The 15,871-nt window shown below is 41.7% G+C and carries 13 protein-coding genes; 1 reads left to right on the forward strand and 12 read right to left on the reverse strand.

Annotated elements, in window-relative coordinates; all coding sequences use genetic code 11:
- Positions 1 to 17: 17 nt before the first annotated feature.
- From H6G06_RS22090 to acpP, 5 genes are all read right to left on the reverse strand, one after another.
- Positions 18 to 4,052, reverse strand: coding sequence for a GAF domain-containing hybrid sensor histidine kinase/response regulator (locus H6G06_RS22090; protein ID WP_190564092.1), 4,035 nt, complete (start codon positions 4,050 to 4,052; stop codon positions 18 to 20).
- A 570-nt stretch (positions 4,053 to 4,622) separates the two neighbouring features.
- Complete coding sequence (locus H6G06_RS22095) at positions 4,623 to 5,228, reverse strand: DUF4360 domain-containing protein (protein ID WP_190564094.1); 606 nt, start codon at positions 5,226 to 5,228, stop codon at positions 4,623 to 4,625.
- A 715-nt stretch (positions 5,229 to 5,943) separates the two neighbouring features.
- On the reverse strand, positions 5,944 to 7,956 hold the full coding sequence (tkt, locus tag H6G06_RS22100; protein ID WP_190564096.1) for a transketolase: 2,013 nt from the start codon (positions 7,954 to 7,956) through the stop codon (positions 5,944 to 5,946).
- 357 nt (positions 7,957 to 8,313) lie between these two features.
- Positions 8,314 to 9,564 (reverse strand): beta-ketoacyl-ACP synthase II, encoded by a 1,251-nt coding sequence (fabF, locus tag H6G06_RS22105; protein ID WP_190564098.1) that lies wholly within the window; start codon positions 9,562 to 9,564, stop codon positions 8,314 to 8,316.
- 202 nt (positions 9,565 to 9,766) lie between these two features.
- Complete coding sequence (gene acpP, locus H6G06_RS22110) at positions 9,767 to 10,027, reverse strand: acyl carrier protein (protein ID WP_190564100.1); 261 nt, start codon at positions 10,025 to 10,027, stop codon at positions 9,767 to 9,769.
- A 247-nt stretch (positions 10,028 to 10,274) separates the two neighbouring features.
- Here acpP and H6G06_RS22115 point away from each other — a divergent pair, with 247 nt between their 5' ends.
- Entirely contained in the window at positions 10,275 to 11,180 is a 906-nt protein-coding gene (locus H6G06_RS22115; RefSeq protein ID WP_190564102.1) for a CoB--CoM heterodisulfide reductase iron-sulfur subunit B family protein, read from the forward strand.
- Positions 11,181 to 11,332: 152 nt separating this feature from the next.
- Here the strand turns inward: H6G06_RS22115 and H6G06_RS22120 are convergent, their stop codons facing one another.
- The 7 genes from H6G06_RS22120 to rsfS form a co-directional block, all read right to left on the reverse strand.
- Positions 11,333 to 11,707 carry a clan AA aspartic protease gene (locus tag H6G06_RS22120; RefSeq protein ID WP_190564104.1) on the reverse strand — a complete coding sequence of 125 codons (375 nt, stop codon included), beginning with the start codon at positions 11,705 to 11,707 and terminating at the stop codon, positions 11,333 to 11,335.
- Positions 11,704 to 11,976: a hypothetical protein gene (locus H6G06_RS22125; RefSeq protein ID WP_190564106.1), complete on the reverse strand. Its 273-nt coding sequence runs from the start codon at positions 11,974 to 11,976 to the stop codon at positions 11,704 to 11,706. The genes H6G06_RS22120 and H6G06_RS22125 overlap by 4 nt, the downstream gene beginning before the upstream one ends.
- Positions 11,977 to 12,168: 192 nt before the next feature.
- A complete protein-coding gene (locus tag H6G06_RS22130; RefSeq protein ID WP_190564108.1) occupies positions 12,169 to 12,594 on the reverse strand; it encodes a group I intron-associated PD-(D/E)XK endonuclease in 426 nt (141 codons plus the stop codon).
- 110 nt (positions 12,595 to 12,704) lie between these two features.
- Complete coding sequence (locus H6G06_RS22135) at positions 12,705 to 13,172, reverse strand: hypothetical protein (protein WP_206754720.1); 468 nt, start codon at positions 13,170 to 13,172, stop codon at positions 12,705 to 12,707.
- Between the two features lie 570 nt (positions 13,173 to 13,742).
- Complete coding sequence (locus H6G06_RS22140; RefSeq protein WP_190564112.1) at positions 13,743 to 14,696, reverse strand: asparaginase; 954 nt, start codon at positions 14,694 to 14,696, stop codon at positions 13,743 to 13,745.
- 146 nt (positions 14,697 to 14,842) lie between these two features.
- On the reverse strand, positions 14,843 to 15,343 hold the full coding sequence (locus H6G06_RS22145; protein ID WP_190564114.1) for a CGLD27 family protein: 501 nt from the start codon (positions 15,341 to 15,343) through the stop codon (positions 14,843 to 14,845).
- 17 nt (positions 15,344 to 15,360) lie between these two features.
- A complete protein-coding gene (rsfS, locus tag H6G06_RS22150) occupies positions 15,361 to 15,801 on the reverse strand; it encodes a ribosome silencing factor (RefSeq protein WP_190564116.1) in 441 nt (146 codons plus the stop codon).
- Between the last annotated feature and the right edge of the window lie 70 nt (positions 15,802 to 15,871).

The following is a 15,871-nucleotide window of genomic DNA, read 5'->3' on the forward strand; positions in this document are numbered from 1 at the left end:
CAACTATGACTGTATTTTCACGAGCATTCCATCTGCAAAGCTAACTTTACTTTCTCATATTCGGTTTCCATCTGCTGTAATATTTTTGGACATTGGTCAATAGTTCCATTCTGATTGAGAGTTTCCATATTTTTGCAAAGATTAGATAACTGGATAGCGCCCACGGAAGCACTGCTAGACTTAAATTTGTGAGCTAATTGTTTAATTGTAATTGTGTCTGCTTGCTTGATCGCTACGCTTAGAGCTACTAACAATTTTTCAGCTTCTCGTAGATAAGTGTTCATTAATTCGGATAAGAAAACAGTAGCATCTTCACCTGCCATATCCCTAACTGATTGCAGGATACGAAGATCAATTGCCGCATCCGGACTGGAGGCAGCTAGTTTTTCGACTGGCTTTACTTCTTGCTTTAGTTCTGGGTGGTAAATGTTAAAAAATGATTGTTTATTTAAACTTTTTTTGCAGTCTAATGGACATTGGGTGAGTACCCTAACTAGTTCTTCTAATCTAATTGGCTTGCTGATATAATCATCCATGCCTGCCTCAAGACAAATTTCTTTGTCACCCTGCATTGCATTTGCAGTCATGGCAATAATTCGTGGTTGTTCGTCCCAATGCCACATCCGGATTTGTTTAGTGGCCTCTAACCCATCCATTTCTGGCATCTGCACATCCATCAAGATCACATCATAGGATTGACGATGCAAGGCAGATAATACTTCTAACCCGTTGCCTGCTACATCGGCTCTCAAACCCAGCTTGGCCAAAACTAAAGTCACCATTTTCAGGTTAACAGGATGGTCTTCTGCTACTAAAATCCGTATTGGCAAATCACCTAAATAGGGAAAGGTTTGGACAGCATTTTTGTCTACACGGCTAAATTTAATCGGTTGCTGATTAATAAGATTGAGCAAACTGTTATAAAGTTGGGATTGTTTAATGGGTTTATTGAGGAAAGCTATTCCTTCTCTGGGGGTATCTGGATCTTCTTCTGGCTGGTTGATATCTTTTAATAGTAGCAAAGGTAGTGTGTGGGCATTTGGTTGTTGACGTATTTCTCTTGCTAATGCCAAACTATCAATTTCAGCAAATTGCATATCTATAATTGTAATGTCAAATTGTTCTTTTTGCAGGCATGACAATACTTCAGCAGCTGATTTCACTGTACGTACTAACATTCCCCAAGACTCAGCTTGCATTGTTAAAAATTGCCGATGAACCGGATGGTTTTCCAGAATTAGTAACTGTTTGCCGTTGAGTTGATTTGCTGAATTGATGAAGTTGATTGGTTCAGAATGAGGATCTGTGGGGACTGTGATTGTGAAATGAAAAGTAGAGCCTCGATCTATCTGGCTTTCCACCCACATTTTTCCCCCCATAATTTCACTTAATCGGTTGCTGATGACTAAGCCTAATCCTGTGCCGCCATATTTGCGCGTCATGGAGGAATCAACTTGACTAAAAGGCTTGAATAGTCGATCTATTTTTTCTGGGGCAATACCAATACCTGTATCTTTAATGGCAAACTCGATTTCATAGAGTGGGAAAGTCTGCTCTGGTGTTGCTGTTGCTAATTGTTTTGCTGTGACGGTGACAATGACTTCGCCTCTATTGGTAAATTTGACAGCATTACTCAGCAAATTCACTAAAATTTGTCGTAGACGGGTAATGTCTCCAATGATAATGTTGGGTGTCTGGGGAGTTAATAAATAAATTAGTTCTATTCTCTTAGCTGCTGCTTGGGGAGCTAATAAATCTAAAGACTCTTCTACACAATTGCGTAAACTAAAAGGCTGTGCTTCTAAATCTAGCTGGTCAGATTCTATTTTTGAGAAGTCAAGAATATCGTTAATTATTGATAGTAGAGCATCTCCACTGCTGCGGATGGTGGTGACAAAATCGCGCTGTTGTGAGTCGAGGTTTGTATCAAGTAGTAACCCGGTCATGCCAATAACGGCATTCATGGGAGTACGGATTTCATGGCTCATCATGGCCAAGAATTCGCTTTTAGCTTTGTTGGCACTTTCTGCTTGTCGTTTCGCTTGTTCTAGGGCAGAGTTTTTAACAGTTAGTTCTTGACGCTGTTGTTTTTCCTGTTCTAAGAGATCAGCTTGAGAGATGGCAATTCCTACTTGTGCTGCGACTGCTTCTAGTAGTTCAATTTCGTCTTGTGTCCAACTACGGAAGCGATCGCACTGATGTAAACTAATTGCTCCATTCGGTTCTCCTTGATAGGATGTGCGAATTGCTAACATGGATTTCAAACCAATTTCCCGACACATTGGTTCCATAGTTTTTAATAAGGGATCTGCATACACATCTTCCGAAGCGATCGCTTGATCCTGTGTAATCATTACTTCTCCATAAAGATTGCCGGGAATGAAAATTTCTAAATTCAGTAAGGATTCATAACCTATATCTAAATGTTCAGCAACTACAATAATTCTAGGTATAGGATCAGCAATATAACTGTGAATCAAGCAGCAATTCACCTGGAAAGCCTGGCTAATTTGATTGGCTGTAATTTGAAAAATTTTTTGTGTATTTAAACTTTGGCGAATTTCTTCTGTAATTTGTTTTAGTAGCAATGTGCGATTAAATTGTTGTTGCAGTGCTGTTTCTGCTTGTTGACGAGCGAGTTCACTACCTACCCATTGTGCCATCAGCATCAATAGCTCTTTTTCTCCTGATTTAAATGGCTTTTGTCGAGGTTTACGACTGGAGAAACTGAGAGCGCCATACAATTTTCCCCCGATCATGATTCTGATGCCAATGTAAGCTTCTATCTTGAATATTTGATAGGCTGGATGCTTGCACCATTCAGAAGCACCAGCGTGAATAATGGTAATAGGTGCGTCTGTATTTATAACTTCATTGCAAAACGTCTGTCGGATATCAAAAGTATCTCCTGATTGTAGTGAATTATCTGGGGTTTGAGCAAGTAATACGTGATAGCATTGATTGTCATCGATATGGCCAAGAATACCCAATTCCATATCAAATGTTTGACAGCCTAGAGCTAAAAAACCTTGAAACCGTGATTCAAAATCTAAATTTTGAGATGCTACTTCATATAAAATTCGCAGGGCAGCTTCACTTTGTTTTAATTCTAATTCGGAGATTTTCCGTTCAGTAATATCTCGATATTTCCATAAGTGACCACAATAATTTTCTTCCGGAAAAATCGGTATATAATAACGTTCTAATATCCGACCATCTGCAATCATCAGTTCATCAACAACAACACGCCCATCTGATTTTATTCTTGATACTTGCTCAAGAAAATTTTCTGGTTCGGCAAATAATTCTTTTTTTTCTGCTGTAAATTTAGTTCCATTTACTCCAATCCAATCTTCGGGTAAATCCTGAATACCAAACATATTACAAAATTCTTGATTGATCAAAACTATTTGGTTTGATTCATTTTCTACCAGAACACCAGCTTGCAAGTTTTCAATCAATGCTGTCATCTGTGAGGTTGTAGCACGTAATTTTATTTCTGCTTGCTTGCGAACTGCAATCTCTGCGTGTAGTTGTTCATTGGCAACACTTAAAGCTTCAGTCCGCAATTCCACCCGGTTCTCTAGTTCCGCATTAAGTTCACGAAATTCTGTTTCTATATGTTGGCGTTCTCTAATTTCGTTATGTAGTTCTTTGTTTATTTGCTCTAATTGTTTCGGACTGGGTAGAGATATAGCGATAGGTATCAAATGTATTAGTTCTATGGCTGTATAGCAGGAAATCAGGGCTGCAATTGCTTTAATAGTACCAGATAGCCAATAATATGGATACCAAAGTGTCCATATTGCTATTAAGTGGGTTGTACCGCAAGAAATAATAAAAGCTCCAAATAAGGCAAATATACTCCTGAATGGTAAATCAGGACGCTGTTTAATAAATTCCAGTATCACCAGAGGTATGGAAAAATACGCTAGTGCAATTAGTCCATCGGAAATGATGTGCAGAGACACCAAATCTTGTTTCCACAGGTAGCACTGTCCATGAGGAACAAACATTGTTATCAAAAATAAGTTATTAAAAAAGTTCAACATGGCTGCTCCCTGGAAAATAGCGACGACGAGATGCAGATTTTATCAGATGGTTCTATTAGACCTGTTTGATGTCATCTTGTCTATCGGGCATTGGTGTGAAGCCAAGATTTAATTGCTTGTTATTCTAAGCAATTTTACTATTTATATCATGTCTGGCAAACTAGTAATGATTATTACCGCATATGTGCAGAAATCTGTCAACTCTCTCAAGCACTGCTCAGAGCTAGAACGCTCTCCTGCTACGTTAATTAACAGACAACTAGTCAAAATTAAATATAAAACTACAGCAGGAGTCAGGAGTCAGGAGTAAAACTGGCTTTGTGTATAGGTTTGAACTTAGATTCTGTACCTCATTGAACTGCAATCTGCTGTAACTACTGGCAAATGGAAGTGGCTCAGTTATGTTCATCAAGCCCACAAAGGGCTATCAATACTATCACATATAAATATTAACAGCAGCCCAAAGTCAGCAAGCCTGACTTTGGGCGCTAATTACCCTATATTTCATATTTCTAATCCAAAACACTCAGTGAATTAACCCCACTTTTCACAGTGGGGAGTCAACATCAGTTACTTGCACTTGCGATATTTAATGTGATAAACCAAACCACGGTGAGCTAGGTCAAAGGAGTCAACGGTCGCCATCCCTTGACCATTAGCGATCATTGCAGCATTCACTCGCATATTTACACTATCGCCACAGCCTGACCAGACATCACCCACAGTCACTAATTTATCTCGAACGTTGTAGTCAGCTTCGCCTCTAAATGTCCTGGAAAAAACAGGGCCACGCTGACCAGCAAAAAAATACTCTGCTCTCAGTCTGCCAGTTGTGGAGGGAGCAACATACCCCCGATAATCAGCATCGTAGAGGGAAACTTGAAAGCCTTGGGGTACTTGAATCGGAATGCTCAAGTTACAGCTTTTGCGTGTTTCTGCTGATTTATTCCCTAGAGCTATAAATTTATCAAATAGAATACTTAGCTCTTGACCATCGGGGCTGACGTTTACACTAGCAGACCCTTCAGGGCAACCGTTACCACCATATTCTGCGTTTAAAATTTTCACTTTGTCGTTAGCAAAGGCGGGGCCGACAGAAGCCGTCATGAGTGTAGCCGCAGCTAGAAAAGTTTGTACAAACTTGACAGATGTATTCTGGAAATTTTGATGCTTCATAACTCACCTATTTTGAGTAGGTTAAATAGTGTTACAGCAGTTTTCATGTATTTAGACCACACCCTAAATTAATATATTTCTTCCTTTGCGCCTAATCTTACGAAAGATGCCTATGGCTGCCGTAAGGGATAGGCTAAGAGCAATTGAGCGAAACTATCATTCAAATTGTGGTTTGTTTACCTGAAAATGACTGTAAGTGAAGAACTTTAGACCAAAGCTGTTATGTCAACAACTTTACAAATATCAAGACTGAGATTAGTTTGAATTTGATTCCGAGCAAACCAAATTAGCAAACAAACTTAACCTTTTTCTCATAATTCTGCACTTTTGTATTTGTTTCCAGCCAGAAGTATTAAATTATCCACATTTATACCAGGAGTCAGGAGTAAAACCCTTTTGTAGTGGGAGTTTCATTATCAATTGATGTCCTAACCACCCTGTCCATGGCTTTAACCAATCTTTGTGATGAGAATTTCTGTAATTTTCTCAACGCATCTTTTCCCATAAGAGAATTCCACTCCATATGTTGAGGCAATATAGGAATCATATTTGATTCTTGAAAAACACTCCGTACACTTCCCCTGTTCCCTCTCTACACAGATCAAAAATCAAATACCAGTCCTATATGGCACTCTAATTCAATAAATCACGCCACAAAAAAGGGCAGGATTTTCATCCCACCCCCCAAAAAATAAGAGAAATATTCTGTTGCTGATTAACCCAATAATGCCTTAGCTTTAGCTAACACATTATCAACTGTGAAGCCAAACTTCTCCAGACAAATACCACCGGGAGCGGAAGCACCAAAGGTATCAATACTCACGGTATCACCTTCAGTCCCAATATACTTATGCCAACCGAAGCTACTAGCTGCTTCCACAGAAAGACGCTTGGTGACTGCTTTAGGTAGAATTGATTCTTTGTAAGCTGCATCTTGTGTATCAAACAAGGTGGAAGAAGGCATAGAAACAACGCGCACTTTCTTACCTTCAGCAGTGAGTTTTTCTGCTGCGGTGACACAGAGGCTTAATTCTGAACCAGTACCAATTAAGATGATATCTGGTGTACCAGCACAATCTACAATCGTGTATGCGCCCTTAGCTACACCTTCAATAGATGTACCAGCTAAATTGGGAACATTTTGACGGGTGAAAGCCAAGAGAGTGGAAGCATTAGCTTTGGATTTGGCGATCGCTATGCTATAAGCACCAGAGGTTTCGTTTCCGTCCGCAGGACGAATCACAGTCAAATCCGGAATTGCACGCAAAGAAGCTAAAGTTTCAATGGGTTGGTGAGTTGGACCATCTTCACCTTGACCAATTGAATCATGAGTCATCACCCAAATTGAGCCAGCTTCAGAAAGCGCAGCCAAGCGGATGGCAGCACGCATATAATCTGTAAAAATCAGGAAGGTCGCACCATAGGGAATTAAGCCTGAACCATGCAACGCGATACCGTTACAGATTGCGCCCATAGCGTGTTCCCGGACACCAAAGTGAAGATTCCTGTTTTGGAAATGTCCTTTCTGGAAGTCGCCAAAACCTTTGATTTCAGTCAAATTGGAGTGAGTGAGGTCAGCAGAACCACCGATGAGTTCAGGTAACACGGCCGCCAACTTGTTGAGACAGATTTCTGAATGTTTACGGGTGGGCTGCGCTTTATCTTCGGCTGTGTAGGTAGGTAGAACTTTGTCCCAACCTTCGGGCAGTTTACCGCTAACGAAACGTTCAAATTCTGCGGCTTCAGCGGGATATTTAGCCTTATAGTCAGCAAAGGTCTTGTTCCATTCACCTTCGGAAGTTGCACCACGTTCTACAGCCTTACCTAAATGGTTGAGGACATCTTGTGGAATTTCAAAAGGTGCGTATTCCCAATTTAAGTTTTTGCGGGTTGCGGCTGTTTCGTCAGAACCCAATGCAGCACCGTGAATACCAGCGGTGTTTTGCTTGTTGGGAGAACCATAACCGATGGTGGTTGTCACCTTGATCATGGTGGGTTTGTCGGTGACAGCTTTTGCCGCTTCAATAGCTTTGGAGATTGCGTCTAAATCGGTGTTACCGTCTTTAACGTGCAGAACGTGCCAGCCGTAAGCTTCAAACCGTTTAGAAACATCTTCAGTGAATGCCACATCTGTAGAACCATCAATGGAGATGTGGTTGTCGTCGTAGAGTGCGATGAGTTTACCTAAACCCCAGTGTCCAGCGATAGAAGCCGCTTCACCAGAAATTCCTTCCATGTTGCAACCATCACCCAAAATTACATAGGTGTAGTGGTCTACAATTTTGGCATCGGGTTTGTTAAATTTAGCGGCGAGGTGTGCTTCTGCTATGGCTAAACCGACTGCGTTAGCAATACCTTGACCCAAAGGACCAGTGGTTACTTCTACACCAGCTGTAACAAAGTTTTCTGGGTGTCCAGGAGTTTTAGCTCCCCATTGACGGAACTGCTTGATATCTTCAATACCGACGCTATCGTAGCCTGTCAGGTACAGCATGGCATACTGTAACATAGACCCGTGACCAGCAGACAAGACGAAGCGATCGCGGTTGAACCATTTGGGATTTTTGGGGTTATACCGCATGAATTTATCCCAAAGGACGAAAGCCATCGGAGCAGCGCCCATCGGCAGTCCAGGGTGTCCCGATTTGGATTTTTCTATGGCATCAACAGCCAAGAAGCGAATCGAGTTAATACAAAGTTCTTCGAGGGATTGGGTTGCAACAGCCATAATTTCTTGTTTTTAACGACGGGTTAGGACTCTTTGTAGCTTTCTGTTTCTGGGGTCATTATAAAGCGATCCCACCATCCACATCATCCCATTCCTGCCTGTAGATGGACAAGCGGGATCTTCTGAGTTTCAGGTGATGAATACAGCTAATAATTTGGTCATGCCAAACCCTTGGTTCAGCTGGGAATGATATATATAATACGCTCCACAGGTTTACTTCAGGAGGCTGGGGATTGGGTACTGGGGACTGGAGACTGGGGATTGGGGACTGGGGAGAATTATCTTCTGCTTGTCAACTGTCAACTGCCAACTGCCAACTGTCACCTGTCACCTGTCACCTGTCACCTATTCCCAAAATTACTGGTATTTCTTAAAGGCCAAAGTGACGTTATGACCACCAAATCCAAAGGAGTTGGATAGTGCTACTTCTACTTTTTGAGCGCGGCTGGTGTGGGGTACATAATCTAAGTCACATCCTGGATCGGGGTTATCCAAATGGATGGTGGGGGGAATTTGGTCATTGGCGATCGCCAAGACTGTCGCTACTGCTTCTATTCCTCCTGAACCACCTAACAAATGACCTGTCATGGATTTAGTAGAACTAATTGCTATCTTGTGGGCATAATCATCGCCCAAAGCCTTTTTAATTGCTGCTGTTTCTGTGACATCATTGGCTGGGGTGCTGGTTCCATGAGCATTGATATAGCTGATCATTGCTGGTGTCAGTTCACCATCTTTAAGTGCCAGTTCCATTGCTCTAGCTGCACCTAAACCACCAGGTACTGGGGAGGTCATATGGTAAGCGTCGCAGGTCATGCCATAGCCTACCATTTCCCCATAAATACGAGCGCCACGACCCAGGGCGTGTTCTAATTCTTCGAGAATTAAAATTCCCGAACCTTCACCCATAACAAAGCCATCCCGATCTTTGTCAAAGGGACGACAGGCAGTATGGGGGTCATTCTTTGTGGAAAGCGCCCTGGCTGCTGCAAATCCTGCTACCGATAATGGTGTTACTGCTGCTTCTGCTCCGCCACAAATCATTGCTTGAGCATATCCATTTTGAATTAAGCGAAAAGCATCACCAATGGCGTTGGAACCAGCCGCGCAAGCTGTAACAGAACAGGAATTTGGACCTTTTGCACCAGTATGAATTGCTGTTAATCCGGCTGCCATGTTGGCAATCATCATCGGTATCATGAATGGACTACAGCGATCAGGCCCCCGGTTCAGGTAGATTGTTTGCTGGTCTTCTAATACTTTAATTCCTCCAACGCCTGAACCGATCATGACACCTATTTGTTCGGCGTTGAGGTCATTGATAACTAATTGCGCGTCTGATATAGCCTGTTTAGAAGCTGCGATCGCAAATTGGGCAAACCGATCTGTGCGCTTGGCTTCTTTGCGCTCCATGTATTCCTGCGGATCGAAGTTTTTCACTTCCCCCGCAATGCGGCAATCGTGTTTAGACGCATCAAATGCTGTGATGTAGTCTATGCCATTACGTCCGCTTAACAATCCTTCCCAATATTCAGATGGTGTGTTCCCAATAGGAGTAATCGCGCCGACACCAGTTACAACAACGCGCTTACGTTTATAGTCTGTCATGATTCAGTTAAAGGTGGCGAAAAACCAGCAAGTAAAACAATTAATATTGCTGTTAGCGTAGTTGGGCATAGCCCGTGGCAAGTTACGAGTTCTGAGCCAAGTAATTTTGGTTGGTAACTGGCTAGTGGTAATTGGTGATTTTCAACCCACTACCCATGACCTATTACCAATTACCCATTACTACCCGCACTCAGCTAAAGTTTTAAGCAGATGCAGTAGCTTTTTCGTTAATATAGTTCACCGCATCTTCAACTGTTGTAATTTTCTCGGCAGCTTCGTCAGGGATTTCAATGCCAAATTCTTCTTCCAAAGCCATAACCAACTCAACAGTATCCAAGGAATCAGCACCTAAATCTTCAGAAAAAGTCGATTTTAGCTTGATTTTATCGATCTCGGTACTCAGTTGTTCTGCGACAATTTCCTTGACTTTCTCAAAAATCTCTTCTTTCTCTTTTCCACTCATAGATAAAAGTCCTTAACCAGTTGTTATGATCTGCTCTTTATGGGCAATGTTTTTTTGAGCATATACATCTTATCGGAAAGGGTGATCCTGAGTACAGTTATCAGTTACCAGTTATCACTGTTCATTGTTCACTGCCTCCTCATCCCCTACCCCCCAAACTCTCTGTCCACCGAAAACTTTTCAATTTATTGATTGTTAGATTTGTTGTACCAGGGCGATCGCTACCCTCTAACTCAAACATAATTTTATGCTATCTCAAACCCTAAAATACGCTTACTACCCCGGTTGTGTTGCTCAAGGAGCTTGTCGGGAGCTTTATCTATCTACTCAGGCACTTACCCAAGCTTTGGGTATTGAACTCATTGAACTCAAAAAAGCTGCTTGCTGCGGTTCGGGTACGTTTAAGGAAGATTCCCAATTGTTAGAAGATACCGTTAATGCTAGGAATATCGCTCTAGCGGAAGAATTAAATCTACCTCTTCTCACTCATTGCAGCACTTGTCAAGGTGTCATTGGTCATGTTGATGAACGTCTCAAAGGATGCCAAACAAGTAATCCAACTTATGTTGATCAAGTTAATGGGCTGTTAGAAAAAGAAGGTTGTTCTCCTTATCGGGGTAGTACAGAAGTTAAACATCTCCTCTACGCTTTAGTCACAGATTACGGTTTAGAGGAAATTACCAACCGTGTCACCCGCAAGTTATCTAACCTCAAATGTGCAGCGTTTTATGGCTGTTATCTCCTCCGCGCTCAAAAATCTATGCCCTATGATGATCCGTTTCAACCAGAAGCAATGGAAAATGTGTTTCGGGCTGTGGGGGCAACGCCCATATATTATCGTGGTCGTACCCAATGTTGTGGTTGGCCTCTTTCTAGTTATGCGACTACCGAATCTTTTAAAATGGCAGGAATGCACATTGAAGAAGCTATATCAAGCGGTGCTGATTGTATTGTTACTCCTTGTCCCCTGTGTCACCTAAATTTAGATTCTCGTCAACCAGAAGTAGAAAAGGTCATTGGTAAAAAGTTAGGTTTACCAGTTTTACATTTACCTCAATTAATTGCTTTGGCTTTAGGAGTTAGTCCTAAAGAATTGGGTTTAGAAAGACATATTGTTTCGACAAAACCAGTGTTAGAAAAATTGGGATTTTAGGTAATGGGTAATGGGTAATGGGTAATGGGTAGTTCTTGATTTTTTACCATTACCCTATTTCTTTAGTTTCACTCCTGACTCCTGATAGCGTAGCGTGGCGTAAGCCATATTCTGCTGTATGTGGTGATTCGCATTCTTAATTGGAAAAAAACTCAAGATAACGAAATTGCATCAACTAGAACTTTACCACCTTCGTGAAAATCAATACTAAGATGATAATCTTGAAGTAGTGCAGTTCCTATCAGTGGACGACGACCCATAGCTAAAACTGCCACATCGCGCTCTATACCATTCCATAAAATAGTTGCCAGATAAACATCAGTTGCAATGTTTGAATTATCTGCAAGATTGGCGTTAATCCTGGTAACATAAGTCAACCCAAGTTTGGCTATTGCAGCAGGTGGCAAAGTCAAAAAACCTTCAAATCCTGTATCTACTATGCACTTAATTTCTATGTTTGGATTTCCTGGAAGACATAAAATTATACCTATTTGAGCTTGAAGCCCAGCTACAGTTCCATTTATCACTCTACCGTCCTAACCAATGTACCACCAACTGCATAGACGGCATTAAACCCAATTCTTTCCGTCCAAAGTGCTGCATCTGCTTGTTTGCTTCTTAGCCGCAGACTCGTTGCAAGTAAATCATCACCTATTTCATATTCGCCAGTCTCAACATTTATTGAGATAATTTTGCCAATATTTTCTGGTGTTTCTACTTGAGGACGAATGCTATTTTCATAAAGTTCTTTGCCACGTTGGGTAATTTTATCGTCACTAAGTTTGGGCTTGGACATACAGCCAATATCCTTTCTCTTCAAATTCCATATTTTTCTATCCCAATTGTAAAACAGTCGAATTCGCAAACAACAAATTCAATTTGACTGTCTCCGGGAAGCCATGGAAGATGTGCTTCGCACCGCGTCTTAACTACCCTGTTTGTTGCTACATCACTTCCTGTTTTTATGAATTACAATTGGGTCAACATTTTATGCGTTTATGATTAATTCCCAAGCATTGCGATATTCTGCTGAACGAGGTTTGCGCTGTCTTTTTTCAGCCTCCACAAGATGTATTTCACTTCCATAGCTAATAAAAACATCCACAGGAAAAATATAAAAAAGGTCAAGGTTTTCTACATATACCAACGCAAAATCAAAATCAGAGGGTTGATAAATATCCCTAATCATGATCTGTCTATTTGTTTTTGTGCGTCGATTATCTACTACATAATTACCAGAAGGTTCATCAAACCAAGCATATTTGACTTGTATTTTAATTAAATTTCCCCCAACGTCAAATACTAAATCGTAAGGTAGTCTATCACCAACAGGTTTTAAAACTCCCCAACCACGTTTTAAGGCATGAAGAATAGCTGCTTGTTCTGCTATGTCTCCTCTCAGCTTTGTGTCCATATTAATTGCAACTGCCAATACTATACATACCCAAAACATCTAGCTTGGGAAGCTACAGATCACTTCTCTAGCTAGAATTAGGTAATTTTTGAAGTCCAGAAATTCAATAATTAAAGCTTGTCTTTAATTTCTTCCCAGACATGGATAACACCTTCAATCCAGCCTTGGTCATAAATTTCATATTCAAAATCATCCTCTTTTTCATATCTTTGATAGTTATAAGCCTCTAACCAAACACTTACAGGTACTCCGTGAATCATTCCTGGAAATTGCTCATCTATATCTCCTCCCTCACCAACATACTTAAGTGTTGGATAATTTAGTTTCTCTGTTGCGTCTGTTAACCCATCCTTAAAACCAGTTTCCTTCCACTTAGCACTTATTTCTTGCTTCTCTTTTCGCAACCGTGCGATCGCTTTTTCAATTGCTGGAATATCCGTCTTTACCTTAATTTCTTCAATCTGAACTGCTAAATCAATTGCTTGTTGACATATACCAGAAACGTTAAGGTTCTCTTTAAAGGTTTGCAAACGCTCATGGAGATTATCGGGAAGTGTGATTGTAATTCGTTGAGCCATGTTCATACATACTGCCTTACTAAGTATTTACTTGAAATTCTAGTACATACTTTCGTCTATAGTCAATACTGTTTAAGTTTTTATTTTTTGGTAAATACTTTTAGGATTAGTATTTACTATTTTTCCATAGGCTTCAAATACCACATAAAACAAAACCCTGCAATCAATTAAGATTACAGGGCTTTGTTTTTTAATTTGGTGGCGGGAAGTGGATTTGAACCACTGACCTTCGGGTTATGCTTACCAACTACAACTTTCGTTGCCTAGTTAAACTAGTTTGTGGTCTGGACTGTCCCTTCACCCTCGTCATTAACGTTAGGGTGTCTGCCTTCCAGTCTCTACACCTTCCCCATTTCTGGAGCTTGGTTCGGGATTACCGCGCTATTGGCTTCCCCGAGTTTGACAGATAAACACACACAAGTTACTTCGTGTGCCGCCCAATACAAGACTAACTGATAAGCGTTTAGTTAATCTTAAGTCTTGAGCCCGACGAGCTACCAGGCTGCTCTATCCCGCGTTGCTTTTGTCTCTCGACTTCTTTAATATAACGCGAAGTCAAAAGTTTGTCAACTACAAAAGCGATAATTCTCCAATTACCTCCAAACGCTTGTATTTCCCCAGGTTCATAAACTTCTCGGCCAGGCTTTGGGCGATGCTGGGACTAATCCAACCCATTTGTTGAAGCAAATGAATAGCTACGGCATATTTGGCGCGTTTAGCACCATCCATAACTTTAATAGCCAATCCCATACCTTCACCAAGTCTGCCAATGCACTGTACTCCTTCGGCTCCAGCTTTACTGACCAATTCTCCTGGAGTTAAGCGCATCAGTTCTGTGTCGAATTCGCCTTCCCCAGCCACCATAGTAGGATGGTGATTCATGGCGCGGACAATGCGTTCCATATCCAAGTTATTGCTGGAGGCGAGTACAGCATATAAAGAGGCCATGTGACCGAGTTGCATAAGATATGTAGGTGCGCCGCAGTCGTCATGAACACCGATAAATTCTGCCGCTGGCATTCTTAGTAAATCTGCCACCTTAGTCAGAATTAACTGCTGGACTGGGTGTTTGCGGTCTAAATAGTTAGTTAAAGGCCAATGGCGTTGCTGACAAACTGCTAACATTCCGGCGTGTTTACCAGAGCAATTGTATTCTAAACTACTGCGCTTACCTTGAGGAATGGGACAGTGTAAAGCAGTGGGGTCAAGGTCAGCCCGCCAGAGGATGTTAAATACTTGCCGCACCTGTTCCATGCTGCCTTTGTGGGAACTGGTCATAATTGCCAAGTCGCGATCGCTCAAATCATACCGTTCCAGTGTGCCTGTGCTGGTGACAGCCAATGCCTGAAATGGTTTGAGGGCAGAACGGGCAAATGCAGCGGTTTCAGCGTTGCCAGCAACAGACAGAACTCGTCCCCGTTCGTCGCTGACTACAGCCTGGACTATATGCCTAGATTCGATAATACCTTCACGCAGCAACCGGACTTCCAGTGCTGTGGCTTGTGTTCTTTTTCCCATTGTCATGGGTTTATATCTATTTTGTGAATTGTTCAGTTGTCAGTGGGAAAAGGCAATAGGCACTCTTGCCATAGGAAATAGTTTATTATCCCCTGTTTCCTGTCAAGAGTTCCCTGTTCCTAATGAGTAATGACTAATTACTTATGACTAATTTATAACAAATGCCAAACTATAGTCCCAATAAGATACATTAAAGCCAAGACAGCAAAGGTAATTTGTAAGCGTTGGAGAATGGGTTTAATTTCGTAGGAGACAATGAGGCGATCGCGGGTGATAACTTCCTGGGGTTTTGTCCAAGTTTGTCCATCATACCAACCGGATTCTTCATAAAATACTGTGGTGCTGTAGAGGCGATCGCGCACATAGAACCAACCCAAATACAACCGCACTAATACCAGCACTATCCCCACACTAGCAGCGGCTGCCCCACAGAGGATAAAATGAACAATCTGCTTTTGTGGAGGAAAGCTGGCCGCTGCTACTGGTCCTGCCACTGCCCAAGACCAACCCCAAATCCAAAAAATCTTGGTGAGATAACTACGCCAGCTTAAGGTAGTATCCCGAAATAGCCAGGAATTTTTTAATTCTTCGTACTCATTCAGCGGTTGTTGTTCTGTCGGAACTGGGCAGTTAGAAACCGAGGATCTCATCATCTTTGCTTATCCTCAACCTAATCAGAGTTTGGTAACGATATGCGTTCTGCATGAATCCAGAACGCTTCTAAATTATAAAACTCCCGTTCCTTGGGCATCATGATGTGAACGATCACGTCGCCATAGTCTTGCAGTACCCAACTTCCCTCAGCTTTTCCTTCGGTTCTTAAGGGACGGCGTTGCAGGTCGGTTTCGACTTTATCTTCTATGGCTGCGGCGATCGCTCTGACTTGGACCCTAGAATAGCCAGTCATCATCACAAAGTAATCAGACAGGTAAGACACTTCTGCTAATTTGAGCAATATAATGTCACCTGCTTTGCGTTCTGACCCAGCTTCGGCTATGGTTCTCGCTAATTTTTCACTTCCATCATCAGTTTCAGCCATGGCGCTGTTTACTGTGTTTCTTGTCCGTGGGACAGATTCTAGTGGCAAATTTCCTTGAAAATAATCAGTCATTCAACCTCAGGGGCTTGTTTCTTCTTGTTACAAATTGTCTGATGTAGTTACAAACAACTTGCAATTGTGT

It is taken from the genome of Anabaena sphaerica FACHB-251 (assembly GCF_014696825.1).
GTDB lineage: Bacteria > Cyanobacteriota > Cyanobacteriia > Cyanobacteriales > Nostocaceae > RDYJ01.